Source organism: Kitasatospora sp. NPDC051853 (genome assembly GCF_044452665.1).
GTDB lineage: Bacteria > Actinomycetota > Actinomycetes > Streptomycetales > Streptomycetaceae > Kitasatospora.
Genome location: NZ_JBITBY010000009.1, coordinates 1 through 22,402 on the forward strand (window position 1 = coordinate 1; position 22,402 = coordinate 22,402).

Genomic DNA, 22,402 nt, shown 5'->3' on the forward strand with positions numbered 1-22,402 from the left:
AACTCCGGCGGGTAGTGCTTCATCCCCACAGGGACTCCGTTCTCCTGAACCATCAAGATCCAGTGTCCGGTGTCCTCACATCAGGGGGAAGGCCCTCTGGAGCAGGTCGGCGGGGATCCGTTCGACGGCGATGGCGATCGCTTCGGCGGCTGTGGCGACGTGGTGCAGGGCAGGCCCGTTCCACCACTCTCTGATGGTGTAGTCGCCAGTTCCCCGGGGTGAGCCGATCGAGACGAAGGACGGAGTGGAATACGGGCCGTCAGGCTTCTCGGCGAAACCCAGTGCCCAGTGGCTGGTGTAGGGGTAGAGCCTGCGGAGCTTCGGTTCGGCGTGGGCGGACTCGATGAGCGCCTGGTACTGCGGCCAGTCGGCGCGGTCGCCCTCCTTCAGCAGACATTGCCACTCCGAGGCGATGACGTCGGCGGGGTTGTTGTCGGGGACCTCGAAACGTCCGGTCAGCAGGTCAAAGGTCGCGGCCTGCCTGATCTCGTCGAGGCCGGCCCCCTCGGCCCAGCCTCGGATCACCTGGGGGAGTTCGCGGATGTCGTTGGTGCTGCCGCAGATCATGAGCCGGTCATTGGACGATCCCCAGAAGGTCCAGTTCCGCTCGTGATGCCACGCCGCGATGTAGGACGAGTGGCGATGCGGGACGACACTGGTGATCGTGGCATGACGCAGTGGATCGGACGAGGTGACGGTCAGGGGAAGGAACATGCCTTGGGCCGCAGCTTCGGCTTGGAGTGCTGCGGCGAGGCTGCCGTGGGCGGCCACGTCCGGGTAGAGGACGGTGGGGTCTGGTTCGCGGCTCATGACGTTCCAATCCTCCTGCCAGTGTGGTGCGCGGGGTCGGCCATCATAGGTGAAGTTCCCCCATGCTCCGTCAGAACCTGGAACAGCAGCTCGGCACCGAACCGCGCCAGGACCTCGACTTCGACCTCGGAGGTGAGGGCCGGCACGCCCTGGCGGTACAGAGGATCCTGGACTTACGGATCGGTGATGCGCGCGGGCGTGCTCGGTGCGGCCACCGCGAGTTGCAAGCTGTACCGAGGTACGGGTTTACCGTCGTGGCATCACCGGCGGACCGCGTCGGACCGGGCCGAGGAGCACACCATGACCGAGCCGAACTGGGTGCCGGCGTCGTGCACGCTGCCGACCGAGGAGCGTCCCCTGCGGGTGGCGGAGTGGGACCGGCTGTTCGCCGGGCACCTCACCACCGTGATCCGGCCGGACCCGTTGCGGCTGCACCTGGTGCTGGCCGGGGACCGAGCCGTCGAGGAGCAGCTGCGCGACCTGGCCGGGAGGGAGCGTGGGTGCTGCTCGTTCTTCACCTTCGCCGTCGACCCGGCCGCGTACGGCCGGATCCACCTGGAGATCGCCGTCGACCCGGCGCACGAGGAGGTGCTGACCGCCCTCCACGAGCGCATCACGGCCGACCGGGGCGGACGGGGGCCGGTCGTGAGCGGCGAGGGCCTGCGCTCGGGGCAGGTCGCCGAGGCGGCCGGGGTGAACGTGCAGACCCTGCGCTACTACGAGCGCCGCGGCCTGCTCCCCGCACCGGACCGCTCCCCGGGCGGGCACCGCCGCTACGACGGGACGGCCGTGACCGTGCTGCGGGTCGTCAAGGCCGCTCAGCGGCTCGGCTTCACCCTCCAGGAGGTCGCTGAGCTGTTGGAGACCGGCCGCCACCGCCACGGCCGCCCGGTCACCGGGCTCCAGGACCACGCCCGGGCCAAGCTCGCCGAGGTCGACGCGAGGATCGCCGACCTGACCACCGTCCGCGAAGCCCTGACCGCTGCCCTCGACGCCGGCTGCGACGACCTGACCAAGTGCGCGGGCAGCCCCCGCTGCCCCGTCCCCTTCACCGGCCTCGCCCACGAGAAGTCCCTTGCCGACCTCTGCCGCTGACCGGCCCGCCGACAGTACCTCAGGGCCCTGGGCACCCTCACGGCTTGCTGCGCACTGCCCGTCCTCGCCGTCGGGCCCCGGCCGTACGGCCGGAGCCGGGCCGCCCGCGCCTGTGTGCTGAGGGTCGACGGGCAGGGTGGGAACGGTGGCGGGATGCCAGCCCCGGTACGGGAGAACGGCCCGGTCGACGCGCCGGGGTGAACGGTCGTCAAGGAAGCGTCAGAGCGTGCGGCGTGTCGTTGCGCGGGCGATCGCGGTGGATTTGAATGGGCGTCATGAACCGCTCGACACGCCACCACGACCGCCCGCCGCATCCGCGGGCGCTGGCTGTTGTCGCGGTCCCCGACGCCCGGTAGCGATTCCCTTCCCGGAACCAGCTCCCGGACGTATCGCGGGCGGGCCGCCCAGGCGGCCCGCCCGCGCCGTAGTACCCCCGCTGGTGTAGTCGCGTCGTACGCCGCCCGGCGGGCATTCCGCAGTATTACCTTTCGCAACTCCGGCTCCCGGTCAGCGCGTTCGGCGCGCTCCGGCACCCCGGTGTTGCCGGTCACCCTTGGATGGGTCATGTCCGACGCAGTTCTGTCCACCCGTACCGCCCTGGTCACCGGTGCCTCCTCCGGCATCGGCTGGGAGACGGCCCGGCTGCTCGCCGAGCACGGTGCCACCGTGATCGTGCACGCCCGTACCGCCAACGAGGGCGAGCACGCCGTCGAGCGCCTGGTCGCGTCCGGTGCCTCCCGCGACCGACTCCACTCTTTCGCAGCCGACTTCACGCGCCTGAACGAGGTCGCGGTGCTCGCCGCCACCGTGGTGTCGGCCCTCCCGACGCTGGACCTGCTGGTCAACAACGCGGCCACCATGGCCCCGGAGCGCTGCACCCTCACCGACGACGGCAACGAGGTCTCGCTCCAGGTCAACTTCCTGGCCGCGCACCTGCTTTCGCAGCTGCTGCGGGCACCGCTCGCGGCGGCCGGCGGCACCGCGCGGATCGTCAACGTCTCCTCCTCCCTGCACCGCACCGCCTCGATGAACTGGAACGACCCCAACCGGGCCAGGAAGTACTCCCGGGTGGCCGCCTACGCGCAGTCCCAGCTCGCCCTGTCGATGGCCGCCCGGGACATGGCGCCGGAGGGCTCCGGCATCACCTCGGTGAGCGTCAACCCCGGCCTGTGCGAGACCGCGCTGCTGCCGCTCTACGGGCGCGGTGGCGCGCCCGCCGCCGAGGGCGCGAGGGCCGTGGTCAAGCTCTGCCTGCCGGACTTCCGCCTGGCCAACGGCGAGTACTACGACGGCGGGGACATCGCGCCCGCCGCGGCCGCCGTGCACGAGGACCGCTCGCAGCGCCGGATCGCCAAGCTCGCCGACCTGCTCGTCCACAACAGCTGAGCCCATCCGTACCACCAGGAGGCACCACGATGTCCAAGCGCGCCCGCAAGAAGAAGGCCCGCCGCAAGAAGAAGGCCAACCACGGCGGCGGCGCCTGCCGCTGACCCCCTGAACCTCCCGGTGCCGCGTGCCACCGGCACCGGGAGCCCACACACCGCCCCGGGGCGGGACGATGAGCCGGAAGGCCCGTCCCACGCCGGGGCGGTGGCGCGTGGGTCGACGGACCGTCAGTTCGTGTGCCCGGCACCCGCCGCGCCGCCCGGGACGGCGACGGACCGGTCCCCGGCCGGGACGGCCGGCGCGGTGCCGTTGCCGGCGGACAGGGCGAGGTTCTGCAGGAGCGTCGTGGGGGAGGCGACGATCACGCGGCAGCGGGCGTGGGTCTTGCAGTAGCGGGTGACGGAGCCGTGCAGGACGTGCCGGAGGCGGCGGTGCCCGCCGGTGCCGACGACCAGGACGTCGCCCGGTCGGCCGGCGGCGGCGACCAGGGTCGGCCCGGCCTCGCCGCGCACCACCACGGGGTGGATGCGGATGCCTTCGGGGTAGCCGCCGAAGGTCTGCTCGAAGGCGGTGTCCAGGCGCCGGGAGGCGGCGTGCGCCAACTCGGGGAGCGGGCGCAGGCCGTCGGCCTCCGACACCTCCCAGACGGTGACGGGGACGAGGGTCGCGCCTCGTGCCCGTGCCTCGGCCACCGCGCGCTGCAGGGCGGCGAGCCCGCTGAGCGTCCCGCAGACCCCGACGACGACCCGGGCTGTCCGGTCCATGACGGTCCCTCTTTCCACACTGGTCGTGACCCTTCCAGTGGACCTCCGCGAGGGCACCCGGTTGACGCTCTTGACGCAGGGCTGACGCGCACGGCCGCAGCCCGAGCGCGTTCTTGACGGGCCGGCCGCCAGCTGCCCGGCCGGGCGCGGTGGGCGGGTGTGCGCGTGGACGGTGCGTACCCACGGGGTGATGGCGCTGAAGACCCGTCCGAGAAGGGGTAGGAAGCGCTCCGGAGCGGTGAACCGCCCCCGCCCGCAACGGTCCGGGAACGCCGGGTCGGGCTGCCCGGGAGTTCCTCGGAGCAGCAGCTCAGGGCCGCAGCGCACCAGCAGCACCCGGGGGGACACGGGATCGCCGGTCCACCGGCCGCCGCCGTTCCGGGTGCTTCGGAGAGGAGGTGGGTGACGGGCAGGAGAGAGGTCGAGGCGGGCAACATCCCGGTGGGCCACCGAAGTGGGCCGGCGGGGACGTCCTGACGAATCCCTTCCTGACTCCGCGCCGTGATCCCGGCGGATCCCGGCGGATCCCGGCGGATCCCGGTGCCAGGGCCGCGTCAAGGATTCCTGGTGGTCCGTCAAGAAGCCGTCAGTGGGGGCGGGGGCGCACGGCGCCGGACGGTTGGCTGGGGGCGCCCACTCCGGTCCTGTCGCCGGGCCCGCCTGCCGAAGGTCTGCCGCATGTCTCCCCTGGCTCCTGAGAAGGACCCCGTCACCGTGTCCGCCCCGGCCCCCGCGGCCCGTCAACACCGGGCTCCCGGCGGGCTGTTCGACGCCAAGCAGCTGGTCGAGGCATTCCCCGAGGCGTTGCGCAAGCTGCACCCCCGGGTGATGGTGAAGAACCCGGTGATGTTCGTGGTCGAGGTCGGCTCCGCCCTCACCACGCTGTCGGCGGTGGTGTCGCCCAGCGTCTTCGCCTGGCTGATCAGCGCGTGGCTGTGGCTGACGGTGGTCTTCGCCAACCTCGCGGAGGCGGTCGCCGAAGGCCGGGGCAAGGCGCAGGCCGCCTCGCTGCGCCAGGCCCGTACCGGCACCACCGCCCGCAGGCTGGAGCACTGGAGGGTCGGGCAGGAGCACGGCCGGGAGGAGCGGGTGCCCGCCGAGCACCTGATGCCGCAGGACTTCGTGGTGGTCGAGGCCGGGGAGACCGTCCCCGGCGACGGCGACGTGGTGGACGGTGTCGCCGCGCTCGACGAGTCCGCCATCACGGGGGAGTCGGCCCCGGTGATCCGTGAGGCCGGCGGTGACCGCTGCGCGGTGACGGGTGGCACCAAGGTGCTCTCCGACCGGATCGTCGTGCGGATCACCTCCAGGCCCGGGCTCACCTTCATCGACCGGATGATCGCCCTGGTCGAGGGGGCCGAGCGGAAGAAGACCCCGAACGAGATCGCCCTCAACCTGCTGCTGGCCTCGCTCACCGTCGTCTTCGTCCTGAGCGTGGTCACCCTCCAGCCGATGGCCGTGTACGCCGGGGCGGAGCAGAGCACCACCGTGCTGGTGGCCCTGCTGGTCGCGCTGATCCCGACCACCATCGGCGCGCTGCTCTCGGCGATCGGCATCGCCGGCATGGACCGCCTGGTCCAGCGCAACGTGCTGGCGATGTCCGGTCGTGCGGTGGAGGCGGCCGGGGACGTCGACGTCCTGCTGCTGGACAAGACCGGCACCATCACCTTCGGCAACCGGCAGGCGGTGCGCTTCGTCGCCCTCGCCGGGGTGACGGGCGGTCAACTCGCGGAAGCCGCCCAGCTGTCCAGCCTCGCGGACGAGACCCCGGAGGGCCGCTCGATCGTGGTGCTGGCCAAGGAGCACCACGGGCTGCGCGAGCGCGCGCCCGGCGAGCTCGGCCGGATGGACTTCGTCCCGTTCAGCGCGCAGACCCGGATGAGCGGTGTCGACCTCACCTGGCCGGACGGCATCGGCATCCTGGTGCGCAAGGGCGCCGCGGCGGCGGTGGCGACCTGGGTGCACGAGCACGGCGGCCAGGTCCCGCAGCAGGCCTTCGACATCGTGCGGGTGATCTCCGCCGGAGGCGGGACACCGCTGCTGGTCGCGGTCCACGACCGGCACGGCGCACGGGTGTTGGGCATCGTCCAGCTCAAGGACATCGTCAAGGACGGCATCCGCCAACGCTTCGAGGAACTGCGCCGGATGGGCATCCGCACCGTGATGGTCACCGGCGACAACCCGCTGACCGCCAAGGCGATCGCCCAGGAGGCCGGGGTGGACGACTTCCTCGCCGAGGCCACCCCCGAGGACAAGCTCGCCCTCATCCGCCAGGAGCAGGCGGGCGGCAAGCTGGTCGCGATGACCGGTGACGGCACCAACGACGCCCCCGCGCTCGCCCAGGCCGACGTCGGCGTGGCGATGAACACCGGCACCATGGCGGCCAAGGAGGCCGGCAACATGGTGGACCTGGACTCCAACCCCACCAAGCTGATCGAGATCGTCACGATCGGCAAGCAACTCCTCATCACCCGAGGGGCGTTGACCACCTTCTCGATCGCCAACGACGTGGCCAAGTACTTCGCGATCATCCCCGCGATGTTCGCCGCCGCCTACCCGGGCCTGGGGCACCTCGACATCATGGGCCTGCACAGCCCGCAGTCCGCCATCACCTCGGCGATCGTCTTCAACGCGCTGGTCATCGTCGCCCTCATCCCGCTCGCACTGCGTGGCGTGCGCTACAAGCCCGCCTCCGCCTCCGACCTGCTCGGCCGCAACCTGCGGCTCTTCGGCCTCGGCGGCCTGGTGCTGCCCTTCCTCGGTATCAAGCTGATCGACCTGCTGGTCCAGTTCGTCCCCGGCCTGTGAGCGGGCGGGGACGGACACGACGGACGGGGACGGCGTCGACGAACAGCGCACGCGGTGCCGGGCCTGACACGGGACCGGCCGCCCCGGTTCCGAGCCGGGGCTGCTTCGCGTGTTCGGGTGGGTCAGGTGCCGGTGGTGGCGGTCCGGCGCAGGCCGTAGACGGCGGCGCCGGCCGCGAGGACCACCGCTCCCCACAGCACCGAGGCGACAGGGAGGGCGAAGGCCAGGACCAGGCAGCCGGCCAGGCCGAGGGCGGGCACGACGCGGGGCGGGCGGTTCTCGGCGGCGGTGAGGGTGTAGGCGGAGGCGTTGGCGACGGCGTAGTAGGCGAGGACCCCGAAGGAGGAGAACCCGATGGCGCCGCGCACGTCGGTGCCGGCCGCGAGGACGGCCACGACGGCGCCGACGACGAGCTCGGCGCGGTGCGGGACCTGGAAGCGGGGGTGGACGGCGGCCAGGGCGTGGGGCAGGTGTCGGTCGCGGGCCATCGCCAGGGTGGTGCGCGAGACGCCCAGGATGAGCGCGAGCAGGGACCCGAGTGCGGCGACGGCCGCTCCGGCGCGCACCACCGGGACGAGGCCCGGGAGGCCGGCGGCGCGGACGGCGTCGGCGAGCGGTGCGGTGGTGCGGGCGAGCTGGTCGGGGCCGAGGACGGCGAGGACGCCGAGGGCGACCAGTGCGTAGACGACCAGGGTGATGCCGAGGGCGGTGGAGATGGCGCGGGGGATGGTGCGGGCCGGGTCGCGGACCTCTTCGCCGAGGGTGGCGATGCGGGCGTAGCCGGCGAAGGCGAAGAAGAGCAGTCCGGCTCCCTGGAGGACACCGGTGAAGGTGACGTCGGTTCCGACGGCCCAGCGCCCGGTGTCGGCGGTGGAGCTGGTGAGGCAGGCGGTGACGACGGCCGCCAGCACCGCCAGGACGACGGCGACGATGGCGCGGGTCAGCCAGGCGGCCTTCTGCACGCCGACGTAGTTCACGGCGGTCAGGGCGACCACGGCCGCCACGGCGACGGCGTGGGCCTGGGCCGGCCACAGGTAGGAGCCGACGGTGAGGGCCATCGCGGCGCAGGAGGCGGTCTTGCCGATGACGAAGCCCCAGCCGGCGAGGTAGCCCCAGAACGGCCCGAGGCGTTCACGGCCGTAGACGTAGGTGCCGCCGGAGGCGGGGTAGCGGGCGGCGAGCCGGGCGGAGGAGGTGGCGTTGCAGTACGCCACGACGGCCGCCAGCGCGAGGGCGGGCAGCAGGGCCGAGCCCGCGGCGGAGGCGGCGGGGGCGAGGGCGGCGAAGACGCCCGCGCCGATCATCGAGCCGAGACCGATGACGGTGGCGTCGAAGACGCCGAGACGGCGGGTGAGGGCAGGGGCTCGGGACGGCGGTGCGGGGGTGCTCATCGGGGGTGCGGCCTTTCGGTGGTGGTCCGGGGGAGCTGTCCGGTGGCGGCCGGAAGGCGCGGGTCAGGTGGTCAGGCGGTGGTGGTGAGGGCGGCGAGCCAGGTGATGCGCTGGTCGAGTTCGTCGAAGACCCGGTCGAAGAAGTCGTCGGTGTCCACGGGGCTGGGGTCGGGGACCGACCAGTGGATGTGCGCGGGCGCGAGGGCCTTGTGGGCGTTGTCGCAGACCGTGATGACGAGGTCGTCGGGGGTCAGCAGGTCGGCGGCGTCGAAGGTCTGACGCTGGCTCAGCGGGACGCCGTGGCGCTGGGCGGTGGTGATCGCGCGGGGGTGGACGCGGGGGCCGGGGTGGGTACCGGCGCTGGCGGCGGGGACCGGGCTGCGGGCGGCCCAGATCGCGGCGGCCATCGGGGAGCGGGCGCCGTTGCGGGTGCAGACGAACACCACCCTGGGGGCGGTGATCGCCGGGGTCGGCAGGAGGGTGGCGAGGGTGGTGGGGTTCAGCCGGACGTAGACGCGGCGGCGGTCGGCGTGCGAGCGCACCCGGGTGACCAGGCCGGCGTCCTGGAGGACTTTGAGGTGGTGGGCGAGGAGGTTGGAGGGCAGGCCCAGGGCGTGGCCGAGCTCGGTGGAGGCCAGGTCGCCGGTGACCAGGGCGTCGACGATGGCCAGGCGGGCCGGGTCGCCGAGCGCGTGGTGCCGGGCGGCCCGCTCCCGCACTCCGGTTGGGTCAGTGTCCATTGACTCAATTCTCGTTGACTTGTTGGATGAGGTCCAATCGGCCCGCCACGGCGGCGGGCCCGGCCCCGGGGGGAGGCCGCCTGACCTGATGGTCCGCCCGCGCCGGGGCGCGCCGAGCGTGATGCTCGCACAAGCCCCAGGCTCCCGCCGGACACCTCCACGTACTCCACCCACACCATCCCGCGCATCCCGCCGGGCCCCTCGCCGCCGGCGCGTGCGGGGAATGCGCGGACGCGATACTGCCCTTTCGGGCAGGATTGCATTCCCCGTCGGACAGGAAGTGCCCAGAAGCGCAGAGGGTCGGCTTTCGCACGCCCTTTTTCGGGGGCATTCGGATTTATCAAAGGCGAAACAATCGGAAGGGTTATGCAAAGCCTTTGCCCGTGTCATAGTTCTCGGCCATCGGAGCTGTATTCGAACTGAGAACAGGAGACACATCGGTGACGACCCAGACCACCGGCACCACCGGCAGGCCGAGCCCGTGGAAGAGAGCCCTGACCGCCCCTACGCTGACCAAGCTGTACTGGCTGCTGCGCATCGGTGTCGCTGTCGAGTACCTCGGCCACGGCTGGGCCGGTCTCAGCCGCTCCAAGGCGTGGCTGCCCTACTACGACCTCTTCGGCATCTCCGCCCAGGCCGCCACCGACTACCTGATGTACCTCACCGGCGCGTTCGACATCACCGTCGGCATCATCGTCCTGCTCTGGCCCGCCCGCATCGTCCTGCTCCACGCCACCGCCTGGGGCGTCTTCACCGCCCTGCTGCGCCCCATCGTCGGCGAGGGCTGGTGGGAGTTCCTGGAGCGCGGCGGCAACTACGGCATGCCGCTGGCCCTGCTGGCGATCGTCGGCCTCGGCGGCCGGTCCGTGCGCGGCTGGCTCACCCGCGCCGACGCGCCCCGGGCCGTCTCGGACAAGACCTGGATCACCGCCCACTGGGCCGCCCGCGGCGGCCTGGCCCTGCTCCTCATCGGCCACGGCGGTTTCGGCGCATTCGAGGACAAGGCATTCCTCTACACCTTCTTCGACTACTTCGGGATCGGCCGTGCCGCCGTCCAGGACAACAACCTCCTCGTCGTCTTCGGGATTTTCGAGATCCTCCTCGGCATCGCCGTCCTCATCAAGCCGGCCAAATCCCTGGTGATATTCATCCTCGTCTGGAAGGTCATCACCGAACTGCTGCGCCCGCTGGTCGGGCAGCCCTGGTTCCAGTTCGTGGAGCGCGTCGGCGACTACGTCCTGCCCCCGGCCCTGCTGCTGATCGCCGCCGCCTACGCCGTGGCCCTCGCCCGCACCCGCAGCGGCGCCCCGGCGGCCGCCGCCGTCGCCGAATAAGCCCGTCCACCTCGACCAACCCGACCGGGGGCCACGTGCGCCCCGGATTGTTTCCCGCCGAAAGGAACCCTTGATCATGTCCACCCAGGCCACCGCCCGGACCGCCACCCGCACCACCGCCGCGTCCGCCGGACGCCGGACGCGGATCGCCGCCGCCGCGGGCATCGCCCTGCTGACCGCCGGCCTGCTCACCGGCCCGGCCACCGCCGCCCCGGCCGACGAGTCCGGCTCCGGGGCGGTGGCCGCCGCCTCCGTCAACGGACTGCACCCGGTGGTCCTGGACACCATCCCCGTCGGCCTCAACCCCCGCGCCGTCGCCTTCGCCCCCGGCTACCGCTACGCCTACGTCGCCAACGCCGGCTCCAACACCGTCTCCGTCATCGACACCCGCACCCGCACCGCCGTCTCCACCATCCCGGTCGGCACCTTCCCCTACGGCGTTGCCTTCGACGTGCGCGGCACCTTCGCCTACATCCCCAACCGTGACTCCGACGACCTGTCCGTCATCGACACCGCCACCCGCACCGTCATCAAGACCGTCCCCGTGGGCGACGCCCCCCGCTGGGTCGCCATCGCCCCCAGCGGCCGCTACGCCTACGTCAGCAGCACCGGCTCCGGCGCGATCACCGTCATCGACACCGCCACCCACACGGTCGTCAACACCATCCCGGTCGGCAAGGCCCCCCGCGGCATCGCCTTCACACCCAACGGGCGCACCGCCTACGTCGCCAACTCCGACTCCGACACCGTCTCCGTCATCGACACCCGCACCGGCACGGTGACCGCCACCGTCCCCGTCGGCGACGAGCCGCGCGGCGTCCTGATCGCCCCCGACGCCCGCACCGTCTACATCTCCAACACCATCGGCGGCACCGTCTCGGTCATCGACACCCGCACCAACACCGTCACCGACACCATCACCACCGGCGCCAACCCCCGCGGCCTGAACCTCTTCCGCGGCAACCGGATCGCCTACGTCGCCAACTCCGGCTCCGACACGGTCTCCGTCTTCGACACCCGCACCAACAAGATCCTCGGCTCGGTCCCGGTCGGCGACGACCCCCGCTGGACTGCGTCCGGCCCCGGCGGCACCTACCTGTACGTCACCAACACCGGCTCGCACAGCGTCTCCGTCATCACCGTCACCCGCTGACGACAACGGTGAGGGGCGGGCACCCCTTCCGGGTCCCCGCCCCTCACGACCGTCCGGACCCGCTGCCGTTACGGACGGTCCCGCTGCTCGACGAGGCCGGCCACCAGGCGCTCCACCCGCTCCCGGATGTCGTCCCGGATCGCCCGCACCCCCTCCAGGTCCTTACCCGCCACATCCTCCACCGGCCAGTCCTCCACGACCTGGCCCGCACGCCCCGGCAGGCCGAGCGGCCCGCTCGTCGTCACCACCACATCACTGGCCTGCGCCGCCGCGTCGGTGAGCTGCCGCGGCACGTGTCCGGACACGTCGATGCCGACCTCCGCCATCGCCTCGACCACCAGCGGGTTCACCCGCTCACCCGGCACCGGGCCCGCCGAGGCCACGCTCACCGCGTCCCCCGCCAACTCCCGCAAGAACGCGGCCGCGATCGGCGACCGCCCCGCGTTGTGCGCACACACGAACAGGACACTGGGCTTGTCGGACACGAGCACGACCCTCCACCAACCGCACTGACCAGGCTGGGCACCACGGACCGGCACCCCGGACCCGACCACCCTGACACCACCCCGCCCGGCCCGCCGTCCGCTTCACGCACTGTTCATGGCCGCCGACCCGCTTCCTGGTCATGCCGGTGGGCGACGGCGTCATGCGAGGGGGATGCGGTGGCGGAGGGGGGCGAAGCCGGCGTGGCCGTTGTGGTGCGGGGCGTGGCGAGGAAAGTCAACTCCCGGGTAAGAATCGACAGTTGGGTCATCTTTGGGCGGGATCCGGTGAGCCGGCGAACGTCTTGTCCGGCTCGGCCGCCACGCGCGCACAAATCCTGTTCGCGGTTCCGCGGCCGAACGATACGATCTTCGCCGCATGCACATCTGTGCGACGAAGTTCCGTAGAAAAGCAGGTTCATGACCCACCCGCTCGCCATCATTGCCGTCCTCGTCCTCCTCATCAGACTGGGCCTGTGGCTGAACAAGCGCCGCAGGACCACCGCAGGACACGATGCACCCGCGGCGGGCCTGGTGCCGCGCGCCGAACTGGTCGAAGTGGGCAGCGAACCCACCGACCCGGCGGCACGGGCCGCGCTGGACGCGGCCAAGGCGGGCAACTGGCGGCCCGCAGCCGCCCACCTCTCGGACGGTGACGGTGACTGGAGCATCCGCTACGCCCGGATGAACCCGTTCGGTGAACTCGCCGCCACCGACGACATCTGGCTCTGGCAGTGGCGCAAGGAAGAGCCGGACAACCACGTGGCCGCCCAGGTGCAGACGGACGCCTTGGTCAGGCGGGCGTGGCAGATCCGCACCGGCGCTTACGCCTCGCAGGTGTCCCGCGAGCAGGCCATGGGCTTCCACCAGGTGCTGCAGCAGGCGCTGGAGGCGTCGTACGAGGCGATCCGGCTCGCCCCGGCCGGCGACCCGAACGCCTGGGTGGTGCAGCTGCCGATCGCGATGGGCCAGGGCTGGTCGCGCGAGCGCTACCGCGCGCTGTGGGCGGAGATCGTGGCCCGCGAGCCCCATCACTTCGCCGCGCACGTCGCCGCACTGCAGTACTGGTGCGAGAAGTGGCTCGGCAGCAACGAGTTGATGCACGAGTTCGCGGACACGGCGATCGCCGCGGCGCCGGCGGGCAGCCTGCTGACGGGGCTGAAGCTGCGCGCGTACTGGGAGCAGGTCCTGCGCGACAAGTCCGCGGCCTCGCTCTACCGTTCCGCCGAGTACACGGCCGCCCTGGACGCGGCCCTGGCCGACCTCGCGGCCGCCGACCCCGCCCACCTCGGCATCGTCCCGACCAGCGGCTGGATCGCCCACGGTCTGATCGAGAACGGCCGTCCGGCACAGGCCCTGAACCTCTTCCGCAGGATGGGCCGGGAGATCGCCGGTCCGTGGGTCTACTACGGCAACCCCGCCGCCGTCTTCGACGCCGCCCGCACCAAGGCCGCCCGCGCGGCGGCCTGACACCCGGTCCGCCTCCGACCGGACCGGCAGGCCGGGGCCGGCGTCGCGGTGGGTGAGTTGCTGCGCAAGCAGGCCACCGCGGCCTGGCGGGCCAGGCGGTGGCCGAGCAACGCTTGGGCGGAGCCCTCCCACGGCGCCCGCACCGACCGGCCCGCACAGCCGCCGACCACCCCGACCGGGGCGGGCCGGGTCAGAGTTCCGGGTACTCGTCGAAGCCGTCGTGGCCGGCGCCGGCCGCCGTCAGGGCGAGCCAGCCGTGGCCCCGGACGGGGGTGTCGGCGTCGATCGCGGCCGGGTCCACCGACAGGTGCGCGGCGGCGGCGTTGACGTCGGTGGTCTCCGCCCGGCCCGGGTCCTCGGCGTAGGACTCGTACTCGTCCGGGTCGTCCGCGAACTCCGCCTCGGTCAGCACGCTCTCCCAGGGCAGCGGCGTACCGGTCCACTCGCCGTCCTCGTGGCGCCAGTAGCCCCGGACCACCTCGCCGTCCTCGGCCGCCGCCCAGATCACCGCGTCGGCGAACGGGTCCTGGTAGTACACCTGGGCCCGGCCGCACGCCTCGCTGAGCCGCTCGATCACCTCGTGCGGCCCCCAAGTCGTCGTCCCCAGCGGCTCGTTGGCGTAGATCAGCCGCCAGCCCGCGTACTCGGGGGTGACGAACACCCGGTGCACCGCGTCCGGCGCGTACTTGGTGTCCTCCTGCTGCGTCTCCTGCCCGTACCGCACCGTCACCGGGATCCGGTCGTGCAGGCCCAGCACCTCGAAGGCGGCCTCGTACGTCGCGCCCGGCACCGCCAGCCACCAGTGGTCGGGCTGCTCCCGGGGGAGTTCGGCGGCGAAGGCGTCGCGGGCGAGCCGCTCCCACCCGGCCCGGTCGTGGCCGGCGGATCCGGAGGTGGTCAGCAGCACGTCGACCAGGAGGGCGAGATCGGCTTCGGCGGGGATCGCGGTGTTCATTCCGGTGAGTCTAGGCCGCACGGCTGACGCCGCGTCACGGCAGATGCGGGCCCCGGCGGCGGAGCCCGACCGTCTCCGGCGTGGGTCCGCACAGCTCCGGGGGGAGCCGGTCGGACCACGGACGCGCGCACGGCCGTTCGGCAGAGGGCAGTGTTCGAGCCACCTCGTCCCCGTTCCGCGGCCCCTTCTCACGGGCTCCGTTGACGGTAGCCCGGCGAGCCTGACGACCGGTGCGCACCGGGAGCCCCTATGCTCGTCGCGAAGCGTGGGGCCCTGGTCGGAGACCGAAGTGCCGTGCCCGCGGCGCCGGTTGACGGAGGGTCGGCCACCGAGCTGAGGCCCGGCCATCCGAAAGGTGCGACTCCCTCATGGCTCCTGTGTACCTGGCGTGGGTCATCTCCGCCGCCCTCGGCGTCCTCCTGGCGATCGGCCTCGGTGTGACCATCGGCCGTGGTCCGCTGGGAATCCTCATCGACCGGCGCGGCCGCTACAGCCTGACGCACCTGCAGGTCGTGCTGTGGACCCTGGTGGTGGTGTCCCTGATCGCGGGAGTGGTCATGGGCCGGCTCGTGGAGGGTGTCGAGGACGCGCTCGACCTGACGCTGCCAGCCCAGGTGCTGGGCGTGCTCGGGATCTCCGTCGGCTCGGCGGTCACGGCGAAGGTCATCAAGACCAACGCCGACGTACGGCGCGCCGATGTCGTCGCGGCGAGCAGCCGCAAGCTCAAGGACCCGCCGAGGCTCGCCCAGGTCGTGCTCGTCGAGGAAGGCCCGCTGGCGGACAGGCTGGTCGACGTGGCGAAGTTCCAGAACCTCGTCTTCACCGTCGTCGTACTGGCCGGGTACGTCGGAGCCGCCGTCGTCCACCTGCGAAGTGCCGCGAACCCCGCCGCGGTGACGTCACTGCCCGACTTCTCGTCGACCTTCGTCACCCTGCTCGGGATCAGCCACGCGGGCTACCTCACCGGCAAGGCCGTGCCGTCCGGCGAGACACCGGCCGCCGGCCTCACCCTCCAGATGCGGAACGAAGGCCTTCCCGCGGAGCAGCCCAGGAACCCGCAGTAGGCGCCGAGGCGGGGTGCCGGCCGCCCCCGACCTCGGCCCTCCGACCCCACCCCCTCGGCCGAGTTGCTGCACGGCGAGCCGGGACCCGCTCCCGTGTGAGGACGCCTACGGGACCGCACCGGCTCGACGGTCGACGGGCGGGTCCGGCAGCGGCCCCGTGCGGGGCCTGACGTTCGGTCAGCCGCCGAGGAACCGTCGACGCCGGGGACGGGAACGTCCCGGGCGTGTGACGCTCCGCCCCCGATGCCCGCACCGTACCGCCACGCAGCACACCTGCTCCTGGCGGAGCAACCGGGCCTCATGGGTCCGTATGCGCAGCGCGTGGCTCCCGGCTCCCGGCTGCCCCCCTGGGCGGTGATCGCGGTGCCCGTCCCGCCTCGGGGGAGCCACTCACACGCGGAAGATGCTGCCCGTGGTCCTGGTCGCCGCCGCCTGCACCCTGCTTCCCTGCGACGGCGCGGGCAACCACACCACCGCCTGACCCGGCACCGAGCGGGCGCTGGCTCGAAGCCGACGCCGTCCCGTCCGGGCCGACGCGTCCTATGACTTCACAGGTTCACGGTGCGGTCAGCGAGCGGCGAGACTTCCCGCGCAGGCCGTCGGCGGCGCACCGGCACGCCGGCGGAGCGGTGCGCCGCGGGCACTCAACGGGATTTCCTTACAGGTGAGTCGGGGGAAGCATTGTTACGGTTCCACTTCACCGGCGACGACGCCCTGCGCATCCGGGTCGCGGCCGAACCGCACCCGCTGTGGGACATCGCCTGCAGCCTGCAACTCCTGCACGGCCCTCGGGTGCCGCCCGTCTTCGAGCTGTGGCGCACGACCGTGCGGCGCAGGCTCGGCGCGGCCGGCCTCGCCGAGGCCGTGCGCTCGCTCGCCCCGCTCTACCCGGCGGACTCCTACCCGCCCGACTTCCTGACGGGTGGTCATGAGGTGGCGGATCTCGAAGCGGGGCTGGACCTGCTCATGTCCACCCCACGCCGTCGGCTGCGCGAGGAGATGCTCCTACTCGCCGCCGGTGGCCGACGGTTCCCCGCCCGGTTCCGGCCGCTCGCCGACGGTGAGCCGCTCGCCGTCAGCCGGCTGGGTGAACTGCTGCGCCGCTACCACGAAGTGGCGATCAGGCCCTTCGCGGCGCAGATGGAGGCCGCCTTCACCGTCGACCGGGCCCTGCGTGCGCGGACGGTGCTGGAAGGAGGGGTCGAAGGGCTGCTGGGCGGCTACCGGCGCCAGGGCCTGAGGTGGTCGGACGGCGTCCTGGAGGCGCCGTGCCCGGTGGAGGCCGACTTCGAGGTCGGCGGCCGGCCGATGACGCTGCTGCCCTCGTTCTTCGCGTCACGCACCATGGCGGTCGCCGATCCCGGCCGGCCTCCCCTGCTGGCCTACCCCGTGGACCTCGCGGAGCACTGGCTGGCCTCCTCCCACGGACCGTCACCGGACGGAGGGAGCCTGCGGCAACTCATCGGCCCCAGCCGGGCGGAGACCCTGGTCCTGCTCCAGTCCGCCCACTCCACCACCGAACTGGCCGGGGCCCTGAAGACGTCGCTCTCCACCGCCAGCCGGAACGCCGCCGCCCTGCGCCGGGCCGGACTGATCCGCACCACCCGCGACGGCCGCCGCGTCCTGCACCGGCTCTCCCCGGCGGGGAGGGCCTTCCTGCGGGCGTCGGGCAACTGACCCGCGCGGGTCGGACTTCCGCTGTGGCCGGGCGAGCTGACATTGCGCCAACTCGCCCGGCCTGTAAAGGGGTTGTCAGCTTCCGAGGTTCTTCACCGCGGTGTAGTAGGCCCGGGCGAACGAGAGGCAGGCCACCTGCATGTTGGAGCCCGGTGCCGTGCTCAACACGCACTGGGTGTTCATGTCGCGCAGGAAGACGTCGTCCACGTGCGCCTTGTACTTCGCGTTGAAGGTCGTCCTGCCGACCAGGGCCTTGTAGTTGCGGTAGCCGAAGTCGTGACGGTGGCAGGCGTACTTGAAGTTGAAGCCGAGCGGGTTGTCCGGCACGTGCGAGCAGCCGTCGGTCGACCAGTCGAACTTCCACGGGTCCTTGGCCCGGTTGGCGTAGGCGCCGTTCCACTCCTTCACCGAGTCCACCAGCTGTCCGAGCCTGCCGAGCCTGGTGAGTCCGCCCCCGGCGGCGGACGCCGGTGCGGGCACCGCCACCGTCACGGCGGCGGCCAGCACCAGGCCGCCGACCACAGCGGACCTGTAGTTCTTCATCGTTCCCCCACGTCTCCGGCCGCGTTCGCGCCGCTGTCGCCCGGTGCGCAGCGGCTCTCGGCCGAGCACCGACGATGGCATCCGGACGGGCCGGCCGGCGATCCTCTGTCCCTGGACGCAAACCCTTGCGCCCGAGCACCGGCCGACGGCGCCGGGGCCTCGCCCCGACCGGGATGCTGTTGGCGAATTCGGTGTCCGGTCGTGGTGGCGGGGACGGCCCGGCGGGGAGCTCGGGACAACGGCGGTGGCCCCCGGCACGTCATGGGACGTGCCGGGGGCCACCGTCTGCGCTGCCCAGGTGGTGCCTGGGGTGGTTGTGGGTCGTGCGGGTGCCCCTAGGGGGTTTCGATGTCGGCGTTGGTGAGGCGCTCGATGTAGCCGCAGCTGGTGAGGCCATCGGTGTCGCTGGTGTGGGTGCCCGTGTCGTCGATGGTGGTGGTGCCCCAGGTGAACCACGGGTGGCACCCGGCCCTGGGATGGGCGTTGGGGGGCTCCTCGTCTGTGGTCCGTGCCTTGACCTGCACGGAGCCGTGGCCGGGGACGGTGCCCAGGTCGCAGGTGAGCACGGCGTTCTCGTAGGCCGGGGGGATGCTGCTCAGGCTGCACCTGGGGTCGGCGGTCTTGAACGCGAGGTCCTCGTCCTGGCCGGTGAACACGGTGTTGAGCCTCGCCTGCACGCCGCCGTGGACGGGCTCATCGCCGGTGTTGGTGACGGTGAAGGTGTACTCGGTCTCCGGGCTGCCGTCCGCGGTCTGGAAGACCTCCTCGGTGTAGGTTCCGCTCAGGTTGGGCGTCTTCGGGACCGTGAGGTCGGCTTTCAGGTCGACCGTGAACTGCGCGTGGACCTCGTTGCTCTCGCAGGTGTTGGGGAGTGTGGGGTCCCTGCGCTGGACGTGGTCCTGCTGGTAGCACCACATCCAGGCCTGGCTGGCCCGGACGACGCCCTTGAGCCCGTACTCGCCGGGCCCGGGGTACTCGAAACGGACCGACCCGGAGGCGTAGAGGTCAGCTTCCAGGCCTTCGGCGCCGGTACGGCCCAGGACGCCTTCGAGGGTCGTCCGGTCGCACGTCTTCCAGGTGTCGGGCCGAAGCTCTCCGACGGTGCCGTCGTATCGGCACTCAGCTTTCACAGTGGCGGTGATGTAACGGCCGTCGGTGGTCAAGCAGGTCGTGAGCCGGGCCTGCCGGGCCGATACGGACTCGTCGGCGAACGACTGCGTGTCGCATGCCTCGCTGCCGCTCCCGGTGGCGCCGTGCGCGACCGAGGCGGCGCCCGTGCCGCTGGTCGCGACGGCGAGCAAGGCCGCCGCCATCACGCTTCGAAGGATCGTTTTCGCGTTCACTGTTCACTCTGCCCGTCGACATGCCCGCCGGGGCGTCCCGCCCCCTCGCCCGTGGTCCCGGTCCGGGAACGGTGTGACGGGGGCAGCGTGAAGCCCGGCGGGCCGGTATCCGCACGCGCTCGGCCGGATGGCCGTGCGTGGTGTCCCACCGCGCGCATGCTGTCCCACCGAGCGCGCGCTGCCCGGGAGGGAGGGCGGAGTGGCTGCCGGATTCGCCCGCTCGGCCCACACCCGCACCCGGTCGTCCCCACCACCCAGGCCGTTCACCCCGGCCCGCTCCGCCGCCTGGGCGACGACGGAACGGCTGGCGATCCGCTCTCTTCGGCAGGCTGTGGTGGGGCGGTGCGGCGGCCGGCGTGATCGCCGTCAAGGGTGAGGCGCGGGTGCGGGATTGGGGAATGCCCGTTGCCCAGGCGTCGAGTCGGGTGAGGTTGACGGCGGTCGCGGTGAGCTGGTGCTGCAGGCGGGTCTTGGCCAGTCCGCGGTAGCGGGAGCGGCGCAGGCCGGCGGTGTGGACGGCTTGGGAGATGGTGCCCTCGATGCCGTTGCGGGCCGCGTAGCGTGCCTGCCAGGTGGCGCTGTCGCGGTCGGCGCGGGCTTGGCGGAGTGTCTCGTGTTCGGCGCGGGGGCGCAGGGTGAGCTCGCGTCGTTGGGCGTGGGTGGAGCTGACGCAGTGCGCGCGGGCGGGGCAGGGGCGGCAGTCGGTGGTGGAGAAGCGGATCCGCACGACCTGGGCGCCGCGCTGGGAGGTGGCGTCGCGCCACTGTCGGGTCGTGGCTCCGCTAGGGCAGGTCACTGTCTTGGTGTCCCAGTCGATGGTGAAGGCGTCCAGGCGGTACGGGCCGGTGGACTGGGTGCTGGTGTCGGCCCGGACGGGGCAGGTGAGGGTGAGGCGGTGCTCGCGGGCGGCGGTGACGATCCGGGTGCTGTCGATGTAGCCGGCGTCCAGGAGGTGTTCGCCGGGCAGCAGGCCCTTGACGGCGAGGGCGTCGTGGATGATGTCGGTGGCCCGGTTGTCCTGCACGGTGGCGTCGCTGGTGAGCACGTTCGTGATCAGGTTGGGGGCATCGGGGTCGCAGGTCTCGGTGAGGTGGACCTTGTAGCCGTCCCACTTGACGTCGCGCTTCACGCTCGAGCGGGCGTCCGTGTCGTAGGGGCTGACCAGGCGTATCGCGCCGGGCGGGCAGTCCGCTCGCTCACGCCACCGCACCCGGCCGTCTCCGTAGGGTGCCGTCGCGGCCGGCCTGTTCGGCCAGTTCGGTCCGCTTGGTCTGGCCCGAGGGCAGCCGGTACTCCTCCGGGCGGCAGGTGTCGTGGGCGAGGGCGTCGGGGTCGGTGTTGGCGGCGAGCCAGTGCGGCGCGGTGGTGGCCAGGGAGTCGAGGGCCACGCGCAGGGTCTCGATGACGAACTCCAGCCGGTTCAGCGAGCGGACCGCGGCCAGGACGTGGGTGGAGCCGCTGCGGCCCGGCCCGGTGCCCGGAGCAGGCCGACGCTCTTGGCCACCTCCAGGATCCGGTCGAAGAGGCCCCGGCTGGCGTCGGCGTCGACCGGGCGGGCACGGAACTCGCTGAGGACCGAGTGGTCGAAGCCGGGGTCGGTCAGCTCTAGGCCGAGGGCGTGCTTCCAGTCGATCCGGCCGCGCGCCGCCAGCGCCGCCTACCGGTCCGGCAGCCCTTCGACGAACCGGAGGACCGAGACCAGCGCGAGCCTGCCCGGCGACCACGCGGGTCGGCCCCGTGCCGGGAACAGGTCCGCGAACTCCTCGTTCCGGAACGGCACTTCCGGCTCGTCCCGCAGACGGATCGTCAGACTCCCCTTCGGGAACGCCGCCCGGGCAACCCGGGCGGTCTCCTCCGGTACACCGTGGTCACCCAGCACCCGCATCGACAACGAACCCCACCCCACACGACAACGTCGGTCCCCAAGACCACAACCAGGTCTCGGGGGCCGACGTCACGCGGGCACCGAATTCGCCAACAGCGTCCCGGCCGGTTCCGGGCCGCCCGGTCCGCCGGAGTCCTGATGCCCGATCATGGAGCGGTGAACAGAAGCACCTTCGACCTCGACCTCGACCTCGAAGCGCTCTCCGCCCTGTGGCAGCGGCAGTGGCCCGCACCGCAGCAGGACATCCCGATGCGCCGGGCCCACCCCGACCGCTGGGTGCGCTTCCACAGCCTGCCCGGGTCGAAGCGGTACCCGGACGACGAGGCGGAGTACGGCATCCTCCTCGAACGCCACCACACGCTGCTGGCCGAACTGGGGCCGGACGACGACGAGCTGTACGTGGTCACCCGGGAGTGGAACGCGGACCCCGAGCCGGTCACGCGCCTGGCGGAGCTCCGGCGGGTCGACCCGGATGCCCGGCACTGGGGCAGCTGGGTCCATGACGACGACGACCCGGACGACGTCGTCCACGGGCACGAGTACGTCAGTCGTCGCCCGCGGAGCCGGCAGGCGCTCGATCCGCTCCTGCGGCTCGTGGCCGACGAGGTGGTCGCGGGCGTCACCCTGGCCCCGCTCGACCTCCGCTGGCTCTATCACCCCTACGACGGTGGCGGGGACGTGTTCGCACCCAGTGCGGCGGTCCGGGACGCCCTCAGGGCCGCGCACCCCGACTGGCTGTCCACACACCCCAGCGGCATGTGACGGCACGTCGGCGAGAGCGGTCACGGGTGGCTCCCCGGGTATTGCCCCACGGGGCGGTGCCGGGGATGGTGGACGCACGGACGTCGACGGGGGTGGACGGTGGGGGAGCCGGAGGACCGGGAGGACGACGGCCCGGGGGACGGGCGGGTCCTGGAGAACGTGGTGGCCCATGTGGGGCTGGTACTGGCCGGGGCGGCGGCTTGGGCCGCCTTCCGCTGCGACCTGCCCATCCTCGGACGGTGCCTGGCGGGTGGCTACGGGGCCACGTTCCTGCTGCTGCTCACCGACCGGCTGCTGCGGCGGTGGGGTGTGTGGCGGGCCCTGTCCTTCGCGTACCGCTGGACCTTCTGGTGGCCGACGATGCTCGTCGTGGCCTTCCTCGGGTACTCGTAGTGGCGCCGACGGTGGGGGACGGGGAGGCATGAAGGGCAAGGGTGAGGAGCAGCCGGAGCCGGACGACGGGGCGGACGGGACGGACGGGATCCAGTACCCGCACCTCGGCCTGGTGCTGGTGGTCACGGTCTCCCTGGGGAGCTGGTCCGCGGGCTACCGGACCTTCCTGTGGTGGTTCCTGGCGCTGCACGCGGCGATCGCCGCCCTGACGATCACCCGAGGGATCCGGCGCCGGCGCGGCCTGCGCACGACCGCGGCCAGGACGTACTACTTCACCTTCGGCATCTGGTACCGGCTGCTCGAACTGATGTGACCCGGCGTCAGGCCGGCGGAGCGTCCGGCTCCCG

At 72.4% G+C, this 22,402-nt stretch carries 19 protein-coding genes and 1 pseudogene; 11 read left to right on the forward strand and 9 right to left on the reverse strand.

Translation table 11 applies throughout. The features are described from left to right. Positions 1-75 precede the first annotated feature (75 nt). On the reverse strand, positions 76-810 hold the full coding sequence (locus tag ACIA8O_RS24835; RefSeq protein ID WP_396296157.1) for a DUF6193 family natural product biosynthesis protein: 735 nt from the start codon (positions 808-810) through the stop codon (positions 76-78). 300 nt (positions 811-1,110) lie between these two features. On the opposite strand from ACIA8O_RS24835, the gene ACIA8O_RS24840 reads away from it, so the two are divergent. After that, entirely contained in the window at positions 1,111-1,905 is a 795-nt protein-coding gene (locus ACIA8O_RS24840) for a MerR family transcriptional regulator (RefSeq protein WP_396296158.1), read from the forward strand. A 564-nt stretch (positions 1,906-2,469) separates the two neighbouring features. Next, a complete protein-coding gene (locus ACIA8O_RS24845; RefSeq protein WP_396296159.1) occupies positions 2,470-3,291 on the forward strand; it encodes an SDR family NAD(P)-dependent oxidoreductase in 822 nt (273 codons plus the stop codon). Positions 3,292-3,518: 227 nt separating this feature from the next. On the opposite strand, the gene ACIA8O_RS24850 is transcribed toward ACIA8O_RS24845, so the two are convergent. Next, positions 3,519-4,055 carry a universal stress protein gene (locus tag ACIA8O_RS24850; protein WP_396296160.1) on the reverse strand — a complete coding sequence of 179 codons (537 nt, stop codon included), beginning with the start codon at positions 4,053-4,055 and terminating at the stop codon, positions 3,519-3,521. A gap of 678 nt (positions 4,056-4,733) precedes the next feature. Here ACIA8O_RS24850 and kdpB point away from each other — a divergent pair. Continuing rightward, a complete protein-coding gene (gene kdpB / locus ACIA8O_RS24855) occupies positions 4,734-6,863 on the forward strand; it encodes a potassium-transporting ATPase subunit KdpB (RefSeq protein ID WP_396296161.1) in 2,130 nt (709 codons plus the stop codon). A gap of 122 nt (positions 6,864-6,985) precedes the next feature. Here kdpB and ACIA8O_RS24860 read toward each other — a convergent pair whose 3' ends face one another. Together ACIA8O_RS24860 and ACIA8O_RS24865 are read right to left on the reverse strand one after the other, a co-directional pair. Further along, positions 6,986-8,254 (reverse strand): APC family permease, encoded by a 1,269-nt coding sequence (locus tag ACIA8O_RS24860; RefSeq protein WP_396296162.1) that lies wholly within the window; start codon positions 8,252-8,254, stop codon positions 6,986-6,988. 71 nt (positions 8,255-8,325) lie between these two features. Then, positions 8,326-8,994, reverse strand: a complete 669-nt coding sequence (locus ACIA8O_RS24865) for a helix-turn-helix domain-containing protein (protein WP_396296163.1) — start codon at positions 8,992-8,994, stop codon at positions 8,326-8,328. Positions 8,995-9,434: 440 nt separating this feature from the next. Here ACIA8O_RS24865 and ACIA8O_RS24870 point away from each other — a divergent pair, with 440 nt between their 5' ends. Further along, on the forward strand, positions 9,435-10,328 hold the full coding sequence (locus ACIA8O_RS24870) for a hypothetical protein (protein WP_396296164.1): 894 nt from the start codon (positions 9,435-9,437) through the stop codon (positions 10,326-10,328). 76 nt (positions 10,329-10,404) lie between these two features. Next, complete coding sequence (locus ACIA8O_RS24875; protein ID WP_396296165.1) at positions 10,405-11,481, forward strand: beta-propeller fold lactonase family protein; 1,077 nt, start codon at positions 10,405-10,407, stop codon at positions 11,479-11,481. Between the two features lie 68 nt (positions 11,482-11,549). Here the strand turns inward: ACIA8O_RS24875 and ACIA8O_RS24880 are convergent, their stop codons facing one another. After that, on the reverse strand, positions 11,550-11,966 hold the full coding sequence (locus ACIA8O_RS24880) for a low molecular weight phosphatase family protein (protein ID WP_396296166.1): 417 nt from the start codon (positions 11,964-11,966) through the stop codon (positions 11,550-11,552). Between the two features lie 417 nt (positions 11,967-12,383). On the opposite strand from ACIA8O_RS24880, the gene ACIA8O_RS24885 reads away from it, so the two are divergent. Further along, positions 12,384-13,433 (forward strand): hypothetical protein, encoded by a 1,050-nt coding sequence (locus ACIA8O_RS24885; RefSeq protein ID WP_396296167.1) that lies wholly within the window; start codon positions 12,384-12,386, stop codon positions 13,431-13,433. Positions 13,434-13,623: 190 nt separating this feature from the next. Here ACIA8O_RS24885 and ACIA8O_RS24890 read toward each other — a convergent pair whose 3' ends face one another. Further along, positions 13,624-14,388, reverse strand: a complete 765-nt coding sequence (locus ACIA8O_RS24890) for a hypothetical protein (protein WP_396296168.1) — start codon at positions 14,386-14,388, stop codon at positions 13,624-13,626. Between the two features lie 368 nt (positions 14,389-14,756). On the opposite strand from ACIA8O_RS24890, the gene ACIA8O_RS24895 reads away from it, so the two are divergent. Continuing rightward, complete coding sequence (locus ACIA8O_RS24895; protein ID WP_396296169.1) at positions 14,757-15,452, forward strand: hypothetical protein; 696 nt, start codon at positions 14,757-14,759, stop codon at positions 15,450-15,452. A 681-nt stretch (positions 15,453-16,133) separates the two neighbouring features. Continuing rightward, positions 16,134-17,129 carry an ArsR/SmtB family transcription factor gene (locus tag ACIA8O_RS24900; RefSeq protein ID WP_396296170.1) on the forward strand — a complete coding sequence of 332 codons (996 nt, stop codon included), beginning with the start codon at positions 16,134-16,136 and terminating at the stop codon, positions 17,127-17,129. Between the two features lie 75 nt (positions 17,130-17,204). On the opposite strand, the gene ACIA8O_RS24905 is transcribed toward ACIA8O_RS24900, so the two are convergent. From ACIA8O_RS24905 to ACIA8O_RS24915, 3 genes and pseudogenes are all read right to left on the reverse strand, one after another. Continuing rightward, positions 17,205-17,672: a phospholipase gene (locus ACIA8O_RS24905; protein ID WP_396296171.1), complete on the reverse strand. Its 468-nt coding sequence runs from the start codon at positions 17,670-17,672 to the stop codon at positions 17,205-17,207. A 335-nt stretch (positions 17,673-18,007) separates the two neighbouring features. Next, a complete protein-coding gene (locus ACIA8O_RS24910; RefSeq protein WP_396296172.1) occupies positions 18,008-18,802 on the reverse strand; it encodes a hypothetical protein in 795 nt (264 codons plus the stop codon). 562 nt (positions 18,803-19,364) lie between these two features. Then, a pseudogene (locus ACIA8O_RS24915) lies at positions 19,365-20,906 on the reverse strand (IS1182 family transposase); the annotation flags it as partial. 150 nt (positions 20,907-21,056) lie between these two features. On the opposite strand from ACIA8O_RS24915, the gene ACIA8O_RS24920 reads away from it, so the two are divergent. The 3 genes from ACIA8O_RS24920 (at position 21,057) to ACIA8O_RS24930 (ending at position 22,368) form a co-directional block, all read left to right on the forward strand. Beyond that, entirely contained in the window at positions 21,057-21,662 is a 606-nt protein-coding gene (locus ACIA8O_RS24920; protein ID WP_396296173.1) for a hypothetical protein, read from the forward strand. 99 nt (positions 21,663-21,761) lie between these two features. Continuing rightward, positions 21,762-22,055, forward strand: coding sequence for a hypothetical protein (locus tag ACIA8O_RS24925; RefSeq protein WP_396296174.1), 294 nt, complete (start codon positions 21,762-21,764; stop codon positions 22,053-22,055). A gap of 28 nt (positions 22,056-22,083) precedes the next feature. After that, positions 22,084-22,368 carry a hypothetical protein gene (locus tag ACIA8O_RS24930; RefSeq protein ID WP_396296175.1) on the forward strand — a complete coding sequence of 95 codons (285 nt, stop codon included), beginning with the start codon at positions 22,084-22,086 and terminating at the stop codon, positions 22,366-22,368. Positions 22,369-22,402 lie beyond the last annotated feature (34 nt).